At 48.1% G+C, this 21,273-nt stretch carries 16 protein-coding genes and 1 pseudogene; 9 read left to right on the top strand and 8 right to left on the bottom strand.

Annotated features, from left to right (window positions below; all coding sequences use genetic code 11):
- Positions 1-32 precede the first annotated feature (32 nt).
- Positions 33-1,010 (bottom strand): LysR family transcriptional regulator, encoded by a 978-nt coding sequence (locus FH974_RS20855; protein WP_207103729.1) that lies wholly within the window; start codon positions 1,008-1,010, stop codon positions 33-35.
- A gap of 175 nt (positions 1,011-1,185) precedes the next feature.
- Between FH974_RS20855 and FH974_RS20850 the strand changes: the two genes are divergently transcribed.
- From FH974_RS20850 to FH974_RS20840, 3 genes are all read left to right on the top strand, one after another.
- A complete protein-coding gene (locus FH974_RS20850) occupies positions 1,186-2,637 on the top strand; it encodes an MATE family efflux transporter (RefSeq protein ID WP_084712588.1) in 1,452 nt (483 codons plus the stop codon).
- A gap of 131 nt (positions 2,638-2,768) precedes the next feature.
- Positions 2,769-3,038 (top strand): type II toxin-antitoxin system TacA family antitoxin, encoded by a 270-nt coding sequence (locus FH974_RS20845; RefSeq protein WP_047885762.1) that lies wholly within the window; start codon positions 2,769-2,771, stop codon positions 3,036-3,038.
- Positions 3,035-3,565: a GNAT family N-acetyltransferase gene (locus FH974_RS20840; RefSeq protein ID WP_047885761.1), complete on the top strand. Its 531-nt coding sequence runs from the start codon at positions 3,035-3,037 to the stop codon at positions 3,563-3,565. The genes FH974_RS20845 and FH974_RS20840 overlap by 4 nt, the downstream gene beginning before the upstream one ends.
- A gap of 94 nt (positions 3,566-3,659) precedes the next feature.
- On the opposite strand, the gene FH974_RS20835 is transcribed toward FH974_RS20840, so the two are convergent.
- Entirely contained in the window at positions 3,660-4,070 is a 411-nt protein-coding gene (locus tag FH974_RS20835) for an SPOR domain-containing protein (protein WP_047885760.1), read from the bottom strand.
- A 286-nt stretch (positions 4,071-4,356) separates the two neighbouring features.
- Here FH974_RS20835 and FH974_RS20830 point away from each other — a divergent pair, with 286 nt between their 5' ends.
- From FH974_RS20830 to FH974_RS20820, 3 genes are all read left to right on the top strand, one after another.
- Positions 4,357-4,740, top strand: coding sequence for a LexA family protein (locus FH974_RS20830; RefSeq protein WP_047886305.1), 384 nt, complete (start codon positions 4,357-4,359; stop codon positions 4,738-4,740).
- Positions 4,741-4,745: 5 nt separating this feature from the next.
- On the top strand, positions 4,746-6,047 hold the full coding sequence (locus tag FH974_RS20825) for a Y-family DNA polymerase (RefSeq protein ID WP_207103728.1): 1,302 nt from the start codon (positions 4,746-4,748) through the stop codon (positions 6,045-6,047).
- Positions 6,048-6,177: 130 nt separating this feature from the next.
- Positions 6,178-7,071, top strand: a complete 894-nt coding sequence (locus FH974_RS20820; RefSeq protein ID WP_207103727.1) for an alpha/beta hydrolase — start codon at positions 6,178-6,180, stop codon at positions 7,069-7,071.
- A gap of 727 nt (positions 7,072-7,798) precedes the next feature.
- Here FH974_RS20820 and FH974_RS20815 read toward each other — a convergent pair.
- From FH974_RS20815 to FH974_RS26405, 4 genes and pseudogenes are all read right to left on the bottom strand, one after another.
- The gene (locus FH974_RS20815; protein ID WP_047885757.1) at positions 7,799-8,749 is read right to left on the bottom strand and encodes a YeiH family protein; all 951 of its coding nucleotides are present in this window, start codon (positions 8,747-8,749) and stop codon (positions 7,799-7,801) included.
- A gap of 149 nt (positions 8,750-8,898) precedes the next feature.
- Positions 8,899-9,222, bottom strand: a complete 324-nt coding sequence (locus FH974_RS20810; protein ID WP_047885756.1) for a YdbL family probable chaperone protein — start codon at positions 9,220-9,222, stop codon at positions 8,899-8,901.
- Positions 9,223-9,240: 18 nt separating this feature from the next.
- The gene (locus tag FH974_RS20805) at positions 9,241-9,456 is read right to left on the bottom strand and encodes a YnbE family lipoprotein (RefSeq protein ID WP_047885755.1); all 216 of its coding nucleotides are present in this window, start codon (positions 9,454-9,456) and stop codon (positions 9,241-9,243) included.
- A gap of 104 nt (positions 9,457-9,560) precedes the next feature.
- Positions 9,561-12,085, bottom strand: a pseudogene (locus FH974_RS26405) (intermembrane phospholipid transport protein YdbH family protein).
- 1,540 nt (positions 12,086-13,625) lie between these two features.
- On the opposite strand from FH974_RS26405, the gene FH974_RS20790 reads away from it, so the two are divergent.
- Both FH974_RS20790 and FH974_RS20785 read left to right on the top strand, forming a co-directional pair.
- Entirely contained in the window at positions 13,626-14,906 is a 1,281-nt protein-coding gene (locus tag FH974_RS20790) for an NRAMP family divalent metal transporter (protein ID WP_047885753.1), read from the top strand.
- 955 nt (positions 14,907-15,861) lie between these two features.
- Positions 15,862-16,725, top strand: a complete 864-nt coding sequence (locus FH974_RS20785; protein ID WP_047886304.1) for a LysR family transcriptional regulator — start codon at positions 15,862-15,864, stop codon at positions 16,723-16,725.
- A gap of 191 nt (positions 16,726-16,916) precedes the next feature.
- Here FH974_RS20785 and FH974_RS20780 read toward each other — a convergent pair whose 3' ends face one another.
- Both FH974_RS20780 and FH974_RS20775 read right to left on the bottom strand, forming a co-directional pair.
- Positions 16,917-19,607: a bifunctional acetate--CoA ligase family protein/GNAT family N-acetyltransferase gene (locus FH974_RS20780; protein WP_047885752.1), complete on the bottom strand. Its 2,691-nt coding sequence runs from the start codon at positions 19,605-19,607 to the stop codon at positions 16,917-16,919.
- Positions 19,608-19,876: 269 nt separating this feature from the next.
- Positions 19,877-20,386 carry a DUF2301 domain-containing membrane protein gene (locus FH974_RS20775; RefSeq protein ID WP_047885751.1) on the bottom strand — a complete coding sequence of 170 codons (510 nt, stop codon included), beginning with the start codon at positions 20,384-20,386 and terminating at the stop codon, positions 19,877-19,879.
- Positions 20,387-20,553: 167 nt separating this feature from the next.
- Between FH974_RS20775 and FH974_RS20770 the strand changes: the two genes are divergently transcribed.
- Entirely contained in the window at positions 20,554-21,078 is a 525-nt protein-coding gene (locus FH974_RS20770; protein ID WP_053061859.1) for an SPOR domain-containing protein, read from the top strand.
- Positions 21,079-21,273 lie beyond the last annotated feature (195 nt).

Below are 21,273 nucleotides of genomic sequence, written 5' to 3'. Positions count from 1 at the left end.
CTGCGGATAACTGAAGCGGACACCTGGGAAGGCTAATCCGTTAAAACTTGCCAACCGTACTGTTCTGCCATAGAAAACAGTACGGTTTTTTCTTTTTCCTGCTCACTCACCAGCCAGTTTATGAAGTTTGTGACCGCGTCACTTTCTGCGCTGGTCTGCATTGCATGGGTCTGGTAGTAATATTCCCAGTCGCTGTTGGCGACAATCACGGCAGACTGCGGAAGCTTCAGAAAGCCTTGCTGCAGTTCGTTGACCACCAGCATTAAATCCGTGATAGCCACACCTTGTCCGGCCAGACATGATGTCAGTGCCATATCAAGGGTGTTGAATGTTATGCCGGCATGGTTCACGGCGTTTTTCAGATGATTTCTTGCCAGCCAAATTTTCCAGTCACTCTGATCGGAGGTCGGGTGGAGGCGGGGATAGCGCAGCATTTCTTTAACGGTTAATGGGGTATCTGAGTGTGTCAGCAGCCCGGAATAAACCGGAGCCAGATACTCTTTGCGGATGAAATGATAAGAATGTTGGCTGTTCGGCGTTTTTTGCACGTTAAAGATAGCGATATCGTAATCATCTTCATCCAGATTCATCTCTTCACTGCTATGTGCCAGGCTGGATGAAAGGACAATATCTAAATCCGGATAGCGTGCTTTAAAGGAATGCAAACGTGGTATCAGCCAACGCACGGCGAAACTCATTGCAACTTTCACCCGAAGTGTGCTGCTTTCCTTCATTTTCAGTTGCTTCAGTACGCGATTCAGTTCGCTGTACTGACGGGTCAGAACCTGAGCGATTTCCTTGCCTTCTTTTGTTAGTTCCAATGCCCGGTGATGACGAATAAAGAGAGAAAAACCAATGTGTTCTTCCAGCTGTCTGATCTGACGGCTGACCGCGCTCTGGGTAACATTCAGCTCTTCTGCTGCCAGCGTAAAACTCAGATGCCGCGCCGCTGATTCAAAAACTTTCAGGCCATTCAGCGAAGGAGGTAACAGTGTGTGTCGGCGCTTCATCGTCAATCTCTTGTTATTGGGTTGCATCTCGGGTGCCAATGTCGGTTTGCATGAGTTTTTAGAATGCTAACGTACTATAAATGTCGTTTGAAACACAATTCATAACACTCTACATTAGCGGTTAATTATCACTTTTGAGGCTTTGTCAGCCTGTTTTCCCCTTTGTAGGTATAGAATGAAGAAATTAATCAGCCTGGCGATACCGCTCATTATCTCGCAGCTGGTAGCGCAATTGCTGGTTTTTACCGATGTCTGGATGATGGCACAGTTGAGCATCATGGCGATTGCCGGTGGTGGCTTGGGTGCTGCGGTGTATTCCATTGTTTTTACTGTGGCGGGCAGTACTGTCGGGTGTGTCGCGAACCTGATTGCCATTGCCTATGGTAAAAAGCTTAAATCGTCGGAGAAAGGCGAAAGAGACATCCGGGTCGCACTGAAAAGCGGAATTTTACTGTCACTGCTTCTGACACTTGCGCTTCAGCCGCTCTTCTTCCTGATGCACGATTTGTTGCTTGCCGCCAAACAGGACCCTGATGCAGTTGTGCTGGCTGTCGATTATCTTGATGCGTTGAAATGGTCAATGTTGCCAACCCTGATGCTGCTGGTACTGCGTAGCCTGGTGAGTGCATTTGGTGATACCCGTTCAGTGATGGTGATGTCGTTGGCGACCGTCATCCTGAATGTGCCAATTAGTTACCTGTTTGCCTTCTCGCTGGATATGGGACTGGCTGGTTTAGGTTACGGCACGGCGCTGGCGGCATTTCTGGTCATGCTGGGTTACGGCTATTGGGTATTTACGCGTAACAAATATCGCCACTACAACCCGTTTACTTTGCTGGAAGAATACAAGCCTGGGATCATGGTGCCGCTGCTAGCAATCGGTATTCCTATTATGATCGCTACCATGCTGGAGCACGCGCTGTTTTCCGGTGCGGCGTTGCTGGCCGGTACACTCGGGGCGGTATCGTTGGCGATTCACCAGATTGCACTACAATGTCTGAACCTGTCGTGGAACATTGCCTTCGGTCTTTCGCAGGCGGCGTCTATTTTGGTCAGTCAGCATGTCGGGCGTCAGGAGCCAGCAATGGTGAAATACTACGCCAAGCAGGGGATGATTCTGGTGACATTGACCAGTGCCGTCATTGGCCTGTTGGTGAGCGTGAAGCCGGAATTTCTGACGCTGATTTTCAGCATCGAAGGGGATTCAATGGCATCTGAACTGGTTGCGGCACTACCGGGAGTGATGATCATGGTTGCCATGTGCTTTGTGGTCGACGCATGGCAACTGGCAGCAATCAGTATCCTGCGTGGAATGGCAGTCGTGAAGGCACCCACCGTCTCATCGGCGATCGGATACTGGTTCATTGGTCTGCCTTCTGCATGGTTACTAATGAATTTCATGGGACTTCGCGGAATTTGGGCCGGTCTTGGGATTGGACTGGCGGCCACTGGCTTGATGCTGATGGTTATTCTGTTACGTGAGCTACGTAAGCTGACTTCAAAGCATTCGGCTTACCTTTCTCATTCAGATGTGGCTCATGTTGAGCTCTCTCTCGTAGAAAATGCGCTGGAGTCGGATTTGCCTGAATCAGCCGAAAAGAAAAAAGCGTCGGTACTGCTGGGCTAAAGGTCTGTTTTTTGACACTGCGTGGCCAAATGGTTGTACGGACATATTCTGTACAGATTGCGATGATGGTTGATCCCCTTTATACTTATTCTGTACGGAGAGCTTCCGTACGCATGATAGCGGAGGTAACCATGGCAACAGCGCGTTTAGACCTGCGGTTAGACGAAGAGATTAAAGCCAAAGCAGAAAAAGCATCCGCTTTGCTGGGGTTGAAGAGTCTGACCGAATATGTTGTCCGGCTGATGGATGAAGATGCAACGCAGGTTATTGCTCAACATGAAAGCATGACGGTACAAAATGATGTATTTGATCGCTTTATGGACGCCTGTGATAAAGCAGAAGCGCCTAATCAGGCTCTGCGCGATGCCGCGGCATTCACGGAAGAGAATGGATTCAAGTGAGCTGGTCAAAAACATTTGTTGAACTGGACAAGCATGTTCACGATCGAGCTTCATTTGACTGCGGTGAAGCTGAGTTAAACACATTCATTCAGACTCAGGCATCAAAACATATGCAGGCAGGTATCAGCCGTACCATGGTGTTACCTGCCAGCCTGCCGTTGCTCAATCAAAAATGGCCAATTTGCGCCTTCTATAGTGTCGCCCCGAGTTCTATTCGGCGTGAGACCTTGCCAGTATCATTGGCTAAAAAGCTACCTAATTATCCCATTCCGGTTTTCCTGCTTGCGCAATTGGCGGTTCACCGGGAATATCACGGCCATGGTTTGGGTAAAGTTAGCCTGATTCGGGCGTTGAAATACCTGTGGGAAGTGAATGCCCATATGCGGGCTTATGCGATAGTGGTGGATTGCCTGACGCCTGCGGCGGAAGCGTTTTACACTAAGTACGGTTTTCAGGTGTTGTGTGATCACAATGGCCGAACCCGAATGTTTATTCCGATGAAAACCGTTGGTCAGCTTTTTAGCTGAGTGCTGATATCAAACATAAAAAAGCCGGTACACGAGGTACCGGCTTTTTTATGGCCATCGGTCTTCTGACTGTGGAATTATTCAGAACGTGCTGTTAACGCAGACGAAACACATCGGTTTGCTTGTCTCTTTGTACATCAGCAAAACTGCGAATGAACGGGCCATGCTGTCGAACTTCTGCCGGTAAACGGGCAATCATCTCTTTTGCTTCTTCTTTCGTGGTAAAGTCACCATAAATCACGGCATACCAGCGGTATCCCTGGCTGTGTTTCCAGTTAACCCAAACCGGCTGCTGACCTGGGATATGGCGGATATATTTTTTCACATCGCCCTGACGTTCTTCTGTTAACGCGAGAACCTGGATCGTAAACCGGTTCGGGTTGAGGTGACCATAGGCTTCCTGAGTGGTCATTGCGCCAATGCACTGGCTCTGCGTATGAGTGGTTTCAAAAGTGGAACAGCCTGACAGCACTAAAACCGCCAAAAGCGCAAAAAACTTTCGCATTACAAACTTCTCCTGAAAAGTCTCTGTGTTGTTATTGTTCTGTCTTCATACCTGAAAGGTGTCATCGTTGATGACATGATCTGACATTATTAGGCGTCAATTTTTACCGGTCTGATAAACCGTGTTGTGATATCTCGTGACTTACCGAACAATTAACCAGCATAAAACACCTTGTTTTGATTAAGGTTTATACGTTGTTCTTGTCATAACGCATTTCACAGGTGACGAGTCTATCCCATTCTGATTATACTGTATATAAATACAGTATCTTTTGAGAGTGTAAATGATGGGTGCAGTGCCTCTGTTTATCGAATCGGTGAAATGCGGCTTTCCTTCTCCGGCGGATGGACACCAGGAGGAGTTGGACTTAGACAGCTATCTGATTCGCCATCCAAATGCGACATTTCTGCTGCGGGCGTCAGGCGATTCCATGATGGGGGCCGGTATTTATGACGGCGATTTGCTGATTGTTGATCGGGCTGAAACTATCGTACCGGGACGGATCGTGGTGGCGCGAATTTATGATGAGTTTACCTGTAAGCGATTGATCAGGCATGACGACGCCTGGTGGCTTGTGGCAGAAAATCCGTCATACCGACCGTTTCCGTTACCAGAAGATGCAGAGATTTTTGGTGTCGTGACGCGCAGTATTCATAACCTGATGGGGTGACGGTGATGGCGGAATTGGACGGCTATCGGGATCAGGTATGGGCGTTGGTTGATGCCAAAAGCTTTTATTGTTCCTGTGAAAAGCTCTTCGACCCCAAGCTGGCAAATAAACCCGTGGTGGTGCTTTCCAATAATGACGGTTGCTGCGTGGCAATCTCTGAGGAAGCCAAAGCCCTAGGGATTCAGCGTGGTGCGCCCTGGTTCAAAATCGAGTGTGAGGCCAGACGCAAAGGCGTTGAAGTGCGAAGTTCGAATTACACACTGTATGCCGATATGAGTCGGCGGTTTATTGAAGAACTACACCGTTTTTCACCCCACGTGGAGCAGTATTCCATCGATGAAGCGTTTGTCCGGCTGGATGGGTTCAGGCTGGACGGATTAACCCGCTACGGTAATGACATCCGGAAAACAATTGAACGGCACATTGGGTTACCTGTCAGAGTCGGTATTGGCTCGACCCCGACTTTAGCCAAACTGGGTAATCAGGCTGTTAAGCGGTATGAGAAGCGGGTAAATGGGGTGATCCAAATTGATACTGATCATCGTCGACGCTGGTTACTGGAGCGCACTGATATTCAGGATATCTGGGGCATAGGAGCCAGAACGGCGGCCCGGCTGCGTACCTCCGGGATTCAGAATGCGCTGGAATTATCGGAAAAAAGTGCTGCCGATATGCGCCGACTCTGGAATGTGGGGCTCGCGAGAACCGTGCTGGAGTTGCAAGGGGTCTCATGCATTGCGCCGGGTGATATTGATGAGAAACGTAAGCAGATCTTGTCGAGTCGTAGCTTTGGTGTCGGTATCAGCGATCTGGAATCGTTGCGTTCTGCGCTGGCTTTCCACTGTCAGCGAGCCGGTGAAAAGTTGCGTCGGCAAGGAAGTCAGGCTGCAATAGTCGGGGTATTCTTACGTACGAATCGCTATAAAGACTTACCCCAGCACAACAGAAGCAGTGCAAGACCGCTGCTTTGTCCGAGTCAGGATAACGGCCAGTTTCTCAGCAGTGCACTTGAGCAACTTGAACAGATATACCGTCCCGGTTACGAATATCAAAAAATTGGCGTGATCCTGGATGAATTAACAGATGCCAACAATGATCAATTTCAGCTGGATATGTTTGATTCCAGTGCTCTGGCGGAAATGAAGCGCCGGGATCTGATGGCACTGACGGATCAGATGAATGCCCGGTTTAAAAATGGCATCAAGCCAGCGTCGGTGATCAGTACCAGTAACTGGCACATGCGACAGGCATTTCGATCAAATCGGTGGACGACAAGGCTTGACGAGCTTCAAGTTGCGAAATGCTGACGTTGCTTTTTCTATCAGAAAGATGTTGTACTCACTCCAGAATATGTCTGAATGCGGGTGAGTTATGCCATAAACTGGCATATGGTTCGCGCCATCTACTCAGGAAACTCATAAGACAGGGAAATAAGTCATGCGCGTGATTGCCACCTGCTTTAAATGGCTGCTGTTGCCGGTGGTCGCATTCACCAGCGGTTGTACCTCTTCTTTAGAGCGCGATGATGTGTTGGCCTACAAGGTCAGCCATCCGCTCAATCTCCAGCAATATTATCAGTCCAACTGGTACCGACCAGATAAGCATGAAATCGAAGAAATTCGGGTTATTCAGCCAGACGGTTATCTCAGCCGCGGTGTTCGTTTGTCCGTAAAAGACAGTGATAATACTGTGTTCTATCTGGGGGGAGCCCCGTATCGCGATCAGCAGGATGATGCTGATATTCTGGGACAGTTGGCGTTTCTTGGCCTGAATGTGGTGACGTTTCGTCAGCGTGGTATCGATGAACATGGTTACTGGCCAACATTGGCTCAGTTAAAAACTGATGCCGATACGTTGTACCAGAGCATTAAACAGAGATATGAGCATGAATATTTGATCCTGCATGGCGCTGCAATGAGCACATTCTGGGTGGCAGAGATTGCCGCACAGCAAAATAGAGAAGCGGGTGTTCAGCAGGCATTGGTGGTGGAAGCGCCGGTGACGACAGTTAATGAGCTGGCGATGGACGGCGACAAATGGGCATGGTTGAGAGAAAAGCAGGTTGCTGAAGATCTGGCGTCTTTGGATAACTATCAGACACTGGCCGAATTTGACGGCCCTTTATTGGTGCTGATTGCTGGAGAGGATACGCAGGTACCGGCTGAGTTGTCTGCACGATTTTTTGCCGCGCAGCGTTCCTGGAAAAAATCAGTCGCCGTGATTGAAAATACTGATGAGCATGCGTTGTTGCACTCGGATGATGCATTAGCGGCTTACACCCAGTTTGTGAGAAAGCATGGCTGGGAAAATACACCGGATACAGTGAATTGATCGTTTGCGCTGTTTTGTATGTGAACCGTTCTGTTTGCCACGTGTGGATTGGGTTTCTTCTCGCCTCTCTTGGCATTGAGCGTGTTTTAAGAGACGGCATGATGATAAAGGGATACCAGAGGCCAAGGAAAGACGAGAGGACAGGGATCCACAAGGACATGATTAAAGCGAGAGTCGGCAAGGATACTTGTATGTCAAGGATGCTTATATAAAAATGTATGTCTTTCTTTTTCTCATATAACTAAAACCTCTTTGATAGAGTGAAAGCGAATTTCTCAATGCGTTGTCTTTGCACATAATTTCCATCAGAGATAACGCAGAGAAAGGCGCACAATATCGTGATACACGTTTGGTTAAGTATTGTTTTCGGATTATTGGCTATGTCGGTGGCGACGACAGGTGTGATCAGTGCGGTTTGTGTCATGCTGGCTTTCTTCATCGTGATATTGATCGCAGCGCTCGGAGACAGGGCAAGATCATCAGGAAAATAGTCTGAAAAATAACTGGCAAGTGAATCTTTTTCTTAATATGTAAAGCGGCTGATGGCTAACGTAAGAAAGTGAAAAACGCGAGGAAAAACGCGAGAGGACGAAGAAGATTGCCTTCAAAAAAACGGGCTACTGAAGATCAAAAATAGCCCGTTTTATCAGAGGATAGGTATCAGAAGACACATGGCCCGCTAAAGATATAGGCCTTGAAGGTAAGCCCCCCATTTTATGCTCAGAAACTACACGGCGAACTGGATGTAACAGAGGGAGCCGACACCTATACCCACCCAAAGCAATACACCTAAAAGCAGCGGTTTTAATCCTGCCGCGCGCAATTTCTGAATAGTGATACCAGAGCCAATCAGGAACAAGCAAACCACAAGCAGTCTTTTTGACGCTGAGAATATCCCGTCATAAATTGGTTGCAGGCTCGGCACAAAATGCGCGAACACAATCGCGGCACAGTAAAACAGAATAAAATAAGGCACGCCAATTTTCTTGCGGTTACCTTTGAACAGCATCGCACTGAGCAGGGCTACTGGAATGATCCACAAGGCTCGGGCCAGCTTCAGTGTCGTCGCGGTCTTTAGCGCTTCATCACCATAGGCGCCAGCTGCTCCAACCACGGATGAGGTGTCATGAATGGCAATGGCGGCCCAGGTGCCGAAAGCCTGCTGACTCATATCCAACGCATGGCCGATAACCGGGAACAAAAACAGGGCGATCGCATTAAGAACAAAGACCGTAGCCAGCGCCAGCGAGGTTTGATCATCTTTAGCATTGATGGCCGGCGCGACAGCGGCTATAGCGCTGCCGCCGCAAATGGCTGTTCCTGACGCAATCAAGTGGCCGGTTTTAGCTTCCAGGCGCATAGTACGGGTCAGCAGATAACCGAGTAATAACGTGGCAAAAATCGAAGTAACGATCAGGCCCAAACCATTCTGACTGGCTTCGATGGCTTGATTTAGGTGAATCCCGAATCCCAGCCCGATAATGGAGTAAGAAAGCAGTTTTTTGGTAAAAGCAGCAACATTAAACCGGTGAGGCACTAATCCAAATGTTGCCAGTGTAAACCCGAGTACAAGGGCAATGGGGGAACTGATGATGGGCAGCAGACAGAGTAAGGCAACAATATAGAAAATGGCGTCAGATTTGTTCGACTGCGAGAGAAAAGTGCGAACTGTTATCATAGCTTAGTCAATGCGTAGGGTAATAAAGCGCACAGTATAAGGAGATTTGGTGTTAAGAAGAATTATAAAAATCTGATGCCAGGGTTAAGGGAATCTGAACATTGGCTTTTGATTGCTTTTTACTTAAAGTTATTGCCTGGAGCAAAAGTTTATTTTTTGACCCACATTCCTGAAGGGTCCTGATAGTAATGTCCCGGTTCTGTTTTTTCCATCGCTTTTTTATGCGCCAAATGGCCGACCTCACGCACCGTGAGCCCGTGAGTGACGGCGATTTTCTGGTATTGTTCCTGTCGAACACGGTTAACCGCATTGACCAGATCCCTGATGGCGGGTGACGGTCGTGACGTAACAGGCGCGACAAAACCTGTATTGGCCTCACCAATGAGTCCCTGATCTTTTGCCTGTTGCAGGTCAAGCGCGTAGGCACTCAGCGCGAAAAACATCGAAATGATAAAAATCAGTATGTTTCTCATGGCCAAATCCCTGCCCACTCAGAAAACCTTATCATCTTTGAATAACTCATCAATTTCCTTATCGACTTTAATACGGATTTCGTGTTCGATTTTAACATTCAAATTCACTTCGATAGGTTTATCTGACGCGGCAACCTGAACGGTTGGGGTACAGCCGGGAAGGCTGATAAGCAGGATGAGTCCGAAAACGACCACAAACAAAGGTATGTAAGAAAGCTTCAATTGGATGTCCATTGGCTACAACCTTCAATCGGGCGATACAACTTCCTCAATTCAGTGAAAGAGTTAAGTGATAGCGCAGCCCAAATTTGAATACAAAAACAGCGCAACATAAAACGCTAGTTATCCACACCAATCTGCTTTAAAAACAAACTTTCCAGCTTAGAAGAATTAATGACACTGAGTGTCTTGAGTAGTGCCGGAATGTTTTCCTGAATGTTGAGGTTCAAATTAACGGGTTGGCCGGACAGCACGTCCGGATTATGCCCTTTGAACATCGCACTTACATCCAGATTTCCTTCTTTAGAATAGTCTAGAAGAATGGTGAGATTGTGGTAGTTATAATTTTTGAGAATCTTACTCACGACCAAGAGACTATTTTCGCCTGCGTTTTCTACATTCCTGTCTATATTTGAGCCTTCCTTGTATTTCAGTACCCCCCCGGATAGCGTGCATGCAGCTTGCCATGCTCGATAACGGGTTTGCCATTTGAAAAACTGAGGGGCAAAGTGCCGTCGAGAATGCCTGTCATGACAATATCTTTTCCATCCACGGCATCTATCAGCTGATTCAGCCTGATGCCATGAATCAGGATAGGGATAGCGGGAATTGTTTTCAGGCTGTTACTGGTAATCTGGTGGGTGCTGACAGAGCCGCCGAGTGTATTGGCATTGGCTCTATCTAGTCGGTAGAAAGATTTTTCAGTGTCCAGCTCAAAAACGGCATAGAGGTTTTCCAGCAATACTCCCATGTTGAGGTAACTGGCGTGCAGGCTAATAGGTTGCAAAGAGCGGAATCCGTTCGGCGTAAGCTCCGCGAGCAGGGACACGCTCAGATCGGCAAAATGAGTATTACCGACGTAACCGCCGAGTTCACTGGCATAAAGACCAAATCGTCCTTGCCACTGATATGCCTGTGCGCCTTTGGGCGGTCGGCTTCTGTTGTTCAGGTGTGCGTGATTCGAAAAATGGGCATCAAAACTCAGCGTACCGGAATGCAGGTCATAATCGATTGGCAGACCGGGCAGGTAATGTTTTTTCAGAGTCATCTTAGGGCTGAAATGGATTGAGTGACGCTGTAACGTGATGTCTGTGTTGTGCGTCGGAAAGTCATGCTGGATGAGAAAGCGCGCCAGCTCAGCATGCCTACCATTAAGGAGATTGGCTGAGATATTCACTGTATCGGGAACAAACGATACGTTTCCTTCACTGCGAATCATGGGAAGACGCTGGCCATTTTGGCTCAGCGTGATTCCGGCTTTGTACTGGGATGTCAAACTGACTGGTTTTTGATCGTCAGCCCGGAGAGTCGATTTCGCATTGGATCCGCGGGGCTGTCCTTTTGGCTTTGACGGGTGTGTGCCTTTGGGTCGGTAGGCAAGCTGTACTGCATTGAACTCGGCATTAAACTCACCGTCGTACTTCTGGACCGGTAGCTGGCTTTTGTCATCAGGTTTACGTCGTTGCTGACGTTGAGAAGGCTTGGTGAAAATTGTGGAAGTCGTGGCGTTGGTCAGATTATCGGATGTACCGCTTCCGGAAACTTCGGAAGCATTACTGGCCGTGTCCTCGGCAATGATTTGCTGACCGATCCAGCGGGCAGATACTGTCAGCGGAGAAGTCTCTGCGGAAGAAAGTGTGAGTTGCTGGGTTTCATCATCACGAAAACGCTGACTTAGTGTAAGGGCGTCTGCCTGTGCCACCACATTGTCCAGCTGATTTTCCAGCCAGACTTGCTTACGCGGCAACAGTATGTGTTTAGCCTGCAAAGTCGGCTGTTTCAGCACCATTGTCAGGGCGTTGTCACTCCATCGGCTTTCGAGTGTCGACTTGAAGGTCACGTTTTCTACCGTAACATCTTCTGTCGGATATAAGGCCTTTATTTCAGCCGCTAGCTGGCTGATTGAGTGACATTGTAACGTGCCAGGTTGACTGAGTTGGCTTGGCTGATGTGGTTGTTTTTGCTGAGTTGGCGAAATGGGTGTCTCCCGGATAGCTGATGAAACCAAAGAGGTTGTCGTATGAAGTGGCTTAGACGATTCGCCTTGTGTGCGGAGAGTGACCGCGCAGATTAGCTGATCAAAGACAAGATCGAGTTTATGGCCAAACTCTGTGTTGCTGAAGGACAGAGATTCATTTTGCGGAGCCAGGCTCAGAGAGAGCGTATCGCTTTGATAGTTGACATCAAACAGTAGTCGGCCATCAGTATTGAGTAACAGTGACTGTAGCGGTTTTTGTCTGACTTTCGTCAGGAGAGAATGCTTAAGCGCCAGCGCGCCCAGATTCACGCGAATGGCTTTCGGTAGTGTCAGAGAGAGTCGATAACTGGCCTTTTCGACTTCTCGGAACAGTTGAATGCCGGATCTGTTCGATTGAATAGGATCTGAAGGGTTCTCATCTGGTGTGTTGTCCGGATCCTGGTCAGATGCTGGGGGGATCTTTTTGCGTAGCTGAAGATCCGTCTGGACGGCAGATAGGGTGATGGGTTGATCCAATGTGGCGTCAGGAAGATCAAACAGCTTGAGCTTCTTGGTCAACGCCGCGGTCTGTTTGACATTGGCTTCGCAGAACAGCGACTTCGGTAGTGGGCTGATAAATGAAATATCTCCCTGACACGAAAGCCGATGGCCCTCTGGCGACGTCATTTCGCCTGTCAGATGGGCATCATTGGGGCCGGTATGCTTGATCTGAATACCGAGATCATATGGATCGGGCGCCAGCGCTTTACCGTTTAACTGGAATGTGGCTTTATGCGCGGGTTCATTCATCAGATAACGCGGTGTTTCAAGGTCCAGCCGGGCATCGAGAATCAATGAGCCGTAGGTAAGCTGGTTCACTTTCAGTGTCTGCAGAGGCAATTGAGACAAACCTGAAATCAGTTGTCCCAGATGCAACCCTTCATGAACCTGTTCGGGAGGCTTAATAAATTCCGGTAATTGTTTTGGGGGGGCCAGCATGAGCTTATCGGCCAGTATCTGAATACTGGTGGTGGGCTGCTGCAGGTTCATCATCACCGAAATATCACTGCCGGATTGCAAGACGTCGGCATCAACGGTTTCCCAGCCAGGCAGGACTTTCGCCAGATGCACCGTCAGTGGTGTTTTAAATGGTTGCCAATTGAGCGAAAAATGTCCCTGTTGTAACACCAGCGGATAAGGATAGTGTCGGATATCATGTGGGTGAATCAGCGTTAGATTTGCCTGGTTTACCATGCCTGTCAGAGCCACATAGGGAGAGGTTGTGAGAACCAGGCTCACGCCCTCCAGATGCTGAGGCACTTCATTGTCCCCATTGATAGTCAGCAACATATCGGCGGTTTCGGCCTGAGCACTGAACACATACGGCTGGGTGAGGTCGGTCAGAACGAATGCCGTATCCTTCAGCGTTATTGGACCAAAAGACAGATTTTGTTGCGCCAGTGCCGCCTGGATCTCGGGTGCAAGTCGAATGGTGAGGTTGGGCGAGAACAGGCGCCATGACGAATCGGCGATTGGGCTCTCATCATCGACAAAATGCTCCAGCGTCAGCTTTTCTATTGTCAGCAATGTTTTGTTGATGGACAGACTCAGTTTCTTAATAACGATGGTCTTGCCCAGTGAGATACCGGATATGGCGTTTATTTCGACCCCGCGGGATGCCAGCCAGGGAGGGATAAGAATGGCTGGTATCACTATGATACAGAGCATTAAAAAAATCCCATACGCAAACAGGCGTACCTTGCGATAGCGCCCATTACGTCGCCTTCCAGGCTTAGGCATCGCTTTCTTTGGGATCTTTTCCATTAACCGATTCGCGCAGCTTCCAGACTTTAACTATCTTTACTAAGCATAATCCGTGCTCAGCAAGTTGGAAATTTATCGCTTGAATCAAACACTTTGCTGAAATCGATATTGCACAATTTTCTCCTGATCACAAAAGGCTTTAATTGGTAGAGTAAAATTTTGTGATCTCTCGAAGTTTATGAAATAGCATGATTTTTTTATTGTTTTTTTCTACTGGTTTTCTGCAGATCTGGATAGTTGCAGTGGTTGGAAATGGAACATTCCTCCTTGATGTGTAAGGTGGTTGGTTTAATCAACTAAACATGCTGTCAGGCCATATTGATTATTGGTCGTAAAACTGAGAGAAAGGTGAATAAACAACCACAGTAAACACAACAAACATAAAAATCATCAGGAAGTGATTATGTCAGATAGCGTGCCAGTACAGCCAGTGGCTGAAAACAGCAGAAAATCCTATACACAACTTATCAAATCTTTAGGGCCGGGTATCATGATGGCGACGGCAGCTGTGGGGGGATCCCATCTGGTTGCCTCAACCAAAGCCGGCGCCATTTATGGCTGGCAGCTCGCCGGACTTATCCTGCTGGTAAACTTATTAAAATACCCATTTTTCCGTGCAGGTGTTCAGTACACAATGGGAACGGGCAACAGTCTGATTCAGGGTTATGACACCATGGGGCGGGGTTATCTTTGGGTGTTTACCGGTCTGAGTGTTATCTCCGGTATCGTCAACACCGCAGCCCTGTTACTTTTCAGTTCCAGTCTGCTGGGGTACTTTCTTCCGGTGACGCTGTCACTTCCTGTGTTATCAGGTATCGTGGTGACTTCGTGCCTGATCATTCTGGCCGCCGGGCACTATAAGGCGTTGGATGGGCTTTCGAAAATTATCATGAGTGTGCTGGTCATTGCCACCTTGTCTGCGGTTGTTATCGCAGCGGGTAAAGGCAGTGCCGCACCAGCAGATTTTCAGGCGCCATCTGCATGGAGCATCGCTTCTATCGGCTTTATTGTGGTGATGATGGGCTGGATGCCAGCACCGATTGAGATTTCCTGTCTGACCTCACTGTGGCTGAAAAGTCAGTGCAAAGAGCAGCAGGTGACAGCGCAGTCTGCTTTGTTCGATTTTAATGTTGGCTATATCGGAACGGCGATTCTGGCTGTTGTCTTCTTATCACTAGGTGCATTGGTATTGCATGGCACAGGGACGGAACTGAAAACCTCAGGGATTGGCTTTTCCCATCAGTTGGTGAGTATGTATGCCTCAACAATCGGTGAGTGGTCTCGTTACCTGATTGCACTGGTCGCTTTCTTCTGTATTTACGGCAGTACTATTACCGTTATTGATGGTTATGCGCGCTCTGTTGCCGAAGCTCAGTTATTGTTGCAGGGGAAACCGGTTGGACAGCGTAAATATCACAATGCCTGGATGGTCATTATGGCTGTGGCGGCAATGGGGATTATTCTGTTCTTCAGCTCTGCATTGATGCCGCTTCTGGACTTCGCCATGATTCTGGCCTTTATGACCACGCCGATTTTTGCCCTGCTGAACTACCGGTTAGTGTCTAAAACGGATTTGCCAAAAATACTGCAATGGAGTCGCAGTATGAAGGTACTGTCTTGGATTGGCCTGACTTACTTGTTTGGCTTCCTGGCGGTATTCATCTGGTGGAAATGGCTGATGTAAGCTTGCGATAGTTATTTATTGATGACATTTATTTAAGCAACCCTTTGTTTAAGAAACAATTTGATTAAGTAGCAACAGAAAAAGGCCGGATACCAACAAGATGACTGATGAAATCTGTCTGTGTATCCGGCAAATCACCGTTAATGTGAAACTGCGTACTTGAAATCGTATGGGTTACCCGAACACCGTCGGGCTGCTGAGTTCAGATTTTTCTTCCTCTACCTATAAAGTGCATTTATATGGCATGGGCGTGCTGCCTGATGGTTCACTGCATGAATCGCCGAAGCCAGAGATTGCAGTGCACTTCAGATATCCCCAATTAGCATTGCTTGCCGTACCTTGCCTGGTACGTTCTCTAACGCCTGCTACTGACTGAACCGGTTTACTGACGTGATCCACAGCAATCGCATAAATAGATATCCGTTCCTGTATCCAGTAAATAGCTGCATCCGCTGACTGGATGACCTACTCTGGCTGGTGGCCAGGGGGACGGACTATGTTTCAGATACCGTAAGCTGTCAGTCAGTGATTAAAAACATCAACCTGAATCAGACATTAAACTCAGACATGAATAAGCTTGGCTGAATGTGAAGCAATGTAGAGTATTGTTTGGACTGTGTTATTAGCTCAGATCAATTTTTGGCGTTTAATTTGGATGACATTCAAATGCTTAGTCATAATTTTGATTAATGCATCACTTTGGTATGAAATTTCTCGGGGATATAACACATGATTTTGAATACATATTCTTTTGACTGAATGGTTAATAATGATGTTATGTTTAAGTGGTTGCCAGCCTTGAACGGTCAGATAGAAGAATCAGCCGGATATTAGAAACAGACAGACACAAGGAACAGCTAGCTTTCATCGCCAGCAACGGTTTAATATCAAGAGAAAGAATATCAAGCATTTACTGGGAGAATGCGTGAACAAACTATTATCATTTGAAGCTTTGATGGTGCTGGACGCGATTGATCGACGTGGTAGCTTTGCAGCAGCATCGGAAGAGCTGGGTAGAGCGCCTTCATCACTCAGTTATCAGGTTCAGAAACTGGAACAAGATCTGGATTTGGTTATCTTTGACCGTTCCGGCCACAAAGCGGTGTTTACCAAAGCCGGTAAGTTATTGCTTGAAAGAGGGCGTTTACTTCTGACGGCTGCAGACGAGATGATTTCTGATGCCAGCGCACTGGCCCATGGCTGGGAGCTGGAACTGACTATCGCATATGATGGTGTGATTAAAGTCGATACCTTGTTTCCAATTGTCGAAGCGCTGGCTGAACGAAGTAAAACAAAGATCCGTTTTCGTGAAGAAATTCTGGCCGGCGCATGGGAGGCATTGGCGCAGGATCGTGCAGATCTGTTGATCTCACCTAACCCGAGTGTGGCACCGCATGATGTGAAAATTCAGCCATTGGGGAAAATGGACGCCGTGTGGGTTGCGCACCCGGATCATCCAATCCATAAACATGATAATCCTTTGGATCCTGCTGTTCGCAAACAATATCGCGGGATTGCCGTTGCAGATACGGCCCGTCACTTGCCGCCGTTGACCCACAATATTTTGGATGATCAGCCGCTGCTTACAGTTACTTCGATGCATGACAAACTTCAGGCACTCAAAGCGGGCCTGGGTATTGCAACCATGACATATAGTTACGCGCAAGAAGCCATAGATAAAGGCGAGCTAATGGTGATAGGTGATAACCCGGTGTTTGAGCTGGATATTGTACTGGCCTGGAACCGTAGCCGGATGGGTAAAGCGAAGAGTTGGTGTATCCAGTACATTGAATCAATGTGGAAGAAGCAACAGCACTAGTTTTTGTCGGGGTGATAACTCCGGTTTGCCTTATATCCAGTGCTTAGCTGGCTCGGATCGGCAGGGAAAACCATGCCGATCCTTGATGAGCAACGAAGTATCGAGTTTCTGTGTTTCTGTACGATCTTGATGTATCGACAGGTAGGTCAAATGATCAAAAGAAGCTTAAATCACCAATAGGAGAGCATGATTTACTCCAGCGGTAACAGCATCTCAACAATCCCGTCTTCCATTTGCACGTCGATCTCAAAACCCACTTTCTGTGCCAGCATGATCATTCCCCGGTTTGAAGGCATCGTAATACCAGTCATTCGCTTTAAGCCTCGCTCACGACTGTAACGAATGATCTTATTCATTAAAATGCTTCCCAATCCGATCCCCTTCAGATCTGAACGAACCAGAATGGCAAACTCGGCTTCAATGTTGTCAGGGTCGGATAATGCACGAGTCACACCGATGATCGACGGCACGGCTTCACCGTTTTTATTGATCTCTTCGCGAACCGCGACAAAAGCCATTTCCCGGTCGTAATCAATCTGGGTGAAATTGGCCAGCGCTTCGTGATTGAACTCACCGACGTCAGAGAAAAAGCGCTTGTATAAATCGTCCATAGAGACCCGCGAAATGAACTCGGCATGCATAGGTTCATCTTCAGGCAGAATCGGGCGCAGAAGGATCATGCTGCCATCTTTGAGGGCAACCTGTTCCTCGTATTCTTTTGGATACGGCCTAATGGCGAGTCGACGCTGGCGATCCCCTTCAAATTCACGCAGGGTCATGGAAGCGTCGATAACCGTCATTTCTTCTCCGGCAGCCAGCAGTGGGTGAATATCCAGATCCTGAATTTCCGGACAGTCGATAATCAATTGTGAAATTTTCACCAGTAGCTTGCACAACGCTGGTATATCTATGCGTTCCGGTAGGTTACGTTGACGAATCTTGCCGGTTTTAATGGCATTTATCACCATATAGCGCGCCAGCGCCATGTTGAGTGGCGGAATCCCAACAGCGGCATCCTTGTGGATGTCCCATTCAGCGGCATCTTCACCCAGTAAAATGACAGGCCCGAAGATAGGGTCATCGTAGACAGAGATTCGCAGTTCCTGTGCGCCCGCACGGCGAGCCATACGTTGTACCAGCAGGCCATCAATACGTGCATTAGGGTATTCGAGAGAGACGCGATCCAGTATGGCCTGCGCACCGTTAGCCACTTCAGCGGCGGTACGCAAATGCAGTAATACGCCATGTACTTCGGATTTATGACGAATGTCCGGTGAGCGAAGTTTTACCGCGACCGGATAACCAATTTGTTCCGCGATGTAAGCAGCTTCAGCCGGGTCATCGGCAATCCACGTCGGGAGTGTCTGGAAGCCGTAACTTTCCAGCACCGGACGTATTTCATGTGTTTCCAGCTGGTGGATACCCTGCGCCAGCAGGTGGTTAACAACATCCCTTACGTGTTTCGGGTTGGCTTGAATTTCACCGAAGGAAACCGGGGTTTCCATCAGTTGTTTCTGGTTTCGACGGTATTCCACCAGGTGCATGAAGGCTGAAACGGCACTTTCCGGTGTCCGATAAGCAGGAAAACCGGCATCGGTAAAAATCCGGCGAGACTCTATCGCTTCGTCTTCCCCAGACCAGTTAGTCAGAATATTAAATTTCCGTTTTCTTGGGTGCTGATTAATCACCTCAACCAGTCTTTTGGCGGTATTGTTTCCGCGGGCAATGGCGGATGGTGAGTGCATGATCAGCAGGGCATCGAAGTCATCGCTGTCCAGCAGGATGTTAATGGCTTTCTCGTAGCGCTGAATGTCTGCGTCACCAATAATGTCTATTGGGTTGGCCTTTGACCAGGTTGAGGGCAGGACTTCAGATAATTTCGCGATGGTTTGTTCGCTCAGCTGCGCCAGTTTACCGCCGCGGTCGGCCAGCGCATCAACAGCAAGGATGGCAGGGCCACCACCATTGGTCAGAATGGCCAGACGCTCACCACGTAATGGCACGGAGTGGGCAAGGGTTTCGACCGCAGCAAACAGCTCATGAGTGTTGTTTACCCGGAGCATACCGGAGCGTCGAATTGCTGCATCGTAAACGGCATCTAATCCCGCTGGCCCACCGGTATGCAATTGTGCCGCTGCGCTACCAGCTCGGGTACGACCGCTTTTTACGACCAGAATACGGCGGTTACGGGCGGCGGCTCGTGCTGCAGACATAAAACGGCGGGCATCTTTAACCGAGTCGATATACAGCAGAATGGCTTCTGTTTTGCTGTCGCGACACAAGTAATCCAGCAATTCAGCGAAATTCACATCGCAAGCGTCGCCCAGAGAGAGGAAAGTCGAAAAGCCGATATTTTTGTTTTTAGCCCAATCGAGAATGGTGGTGCAAACCGCCGCCGATTGTGAAATAAACGCAATATTACCCTTATGGGCTGAGATCGGAGAGAAAGACGCATTCAGATTCAGCCAGGGTAAAATAAGCCCCATGCTGTTCGGGCCGACAAGGCGCATGTTGTATTGTCTAGCAACCGCGTACATACGTTCTTCATCGGTTTCACCATCATGGAGGATTTGATTCATTCCTGCGGCCAGCACGATGGCAGCTTTTACGCCTTTTTCTCCGAGCTGCCTGATGATTTCTACGTTACGATGAGCATTGGTACAAACAATGGCAAGGTCTGGCACCCGAGGCAGGCTGTCTATGGTCGGGTAGGCCAAAACACCAGCAACCGCTTCGTACTTTGGAGTGACGGGCATGATGGGGCCATGAAATGAGCCTGATAATAAGTTTCGGATGACGACATTACCGGCGCGATTGGGATTATCAGAAGCGCCGATAACGGTGATTGATTTCGGTTTGAGAAGCTTATCGATTCCTTCCATGGCACCACTCTCCAGACAATTTCAGATGAGTGTAACGAATGCCGTCAGGAGTGTCTGACTAAAGTGCAGGAGCTGTGATCAACGGCAAGATATCTGGGTACTGTCAGCCTCTCATATCTATGAATATGCACAATAAAACAGGATCAAACTGCTAATGTATATTTGGTCGCCAAGCTGAAAATTGACTCGCTTCTCTGGAAAACACCTATCAATAATATCTGCCAATAAAACCTCTCGATAAAACGTCTTAGATACGCAAGAGAGCAGGATTACACTTCATAGCGGGATTTGTCCCCAATGTCGTAGTGCAGGGGCATACGCCATTTCGAAAAAGCCGCGACAGCCAGTAAGATAGCTCCAGCCATGCTGCAGGCAATCATCAATTGGGGAATGCTTAGCACTAAGCCGGCCCAGAATCCGGCCAGAACCAATGGGGTGATCAGCAGCACTTTCAGCTTGAAGCAGTAATACTCTTTGACCGCTAAGGCGCTGAAGGCAAACAAGGCCGCTCCCAGTCCCAGCGGAGCCCACAAGCCAGATAATTGCCACAAGGTGGCAAACAAGGCACTGCCGAGGATAAGCCAGCGGAAACGTTTGTCATAAATATGGACGGTGGTGGTTGCTATTAAAGCCGCCATAATCAGGCCGGTTGCTGCAAAATCGTTTTCCCAGGCGGCAACTGACATTAATCCGCTACCGGCTGTCAGCGCCGAACGATATAAAATAACGGTAAGCTTATCAATCGCATCCAGTTGGCACTGAATTTGTGGGTCAGCCATGGTAAAAGCTCCTAGAAAAGTGGTCCTGATACGTATCACGTGCAGTCAAAAGTCCGTATGCTGCAGTGGAATTTAACGTTACTTATTGATCTATCTTAAAGTTAGGGTTGAATGGGGCAAAATACAGCGGCAGAATAGTGAAATTCCACAGACTCTGGCCATATAACATGAAAAAAATCGCCGTATTCGCTGCAGCCGTTGTTCTTACCGGTTGTGCATCTGAGAATCAATCCACCCAGATTGTTGTATCGTCGGTTATCGAAGATACCCGTTATGATTTAACTGCCGAAACACAGCAAACCACTCCGATTAGAAAAGAGGATCTTGTTGTTCATCGTGCGGTTCAATTAAGCAAAGCGGCGGGTGTCATTGAGCAGGCGGCAGAACAGGAACGTACTAGCAGCACTGCCTTATCAGGATATACCATTCAAATATTGGCACTAAGGAAGGACGATGGACTACCTGATTACGCCAGTAAATTGCCATCTGGGCAGCCTGTTTGGTTAAATCAAAAGCAGCTCGATGGTGCTCCTTGGTTTACGTTGCTTTACGGCCGTTACGCAAGTAAAGAAGCTGCGCATAAAGCGTTATCTTCTTTGCCTGATTCACTTCAGACTTTTGGCCCCTTCATTCGCCAGCTTGATAGCATTGAAGATTCCGCTGCTTCATCAACGATGACACGCCTGAATTAATTTATTTTTTAAAGCCGCTTTAGCGGCTTTTTTGTTGTTTCAGCGGCCTGGTAGCCTATAAGCACCTCCACTGGACTGTCTCGCAACAAATCAGATTTATAAGCCCTCATTCATTAAAACAATTATTTATAAAAGGCAGCTTCCGTCACCTAAGCGATGGTGTATACTTATGACTATTGTTTCAATAGTTCTTGT

It is taken from the genome of Photobacterium ganghwense, assembly GCF_017329545.1.
GTDB lineage: Bacteria > Pseudomonadota > Gammaproteobacteria > Enterobacterales > Vibrionaceae > Photobacterium > Photobacterium ganghwense.
The sequence above is the reverse complement of the archived record's forward strand: the minus strand, read 5'-3'. Positions and strand labels throughout refer to the sequence as shown.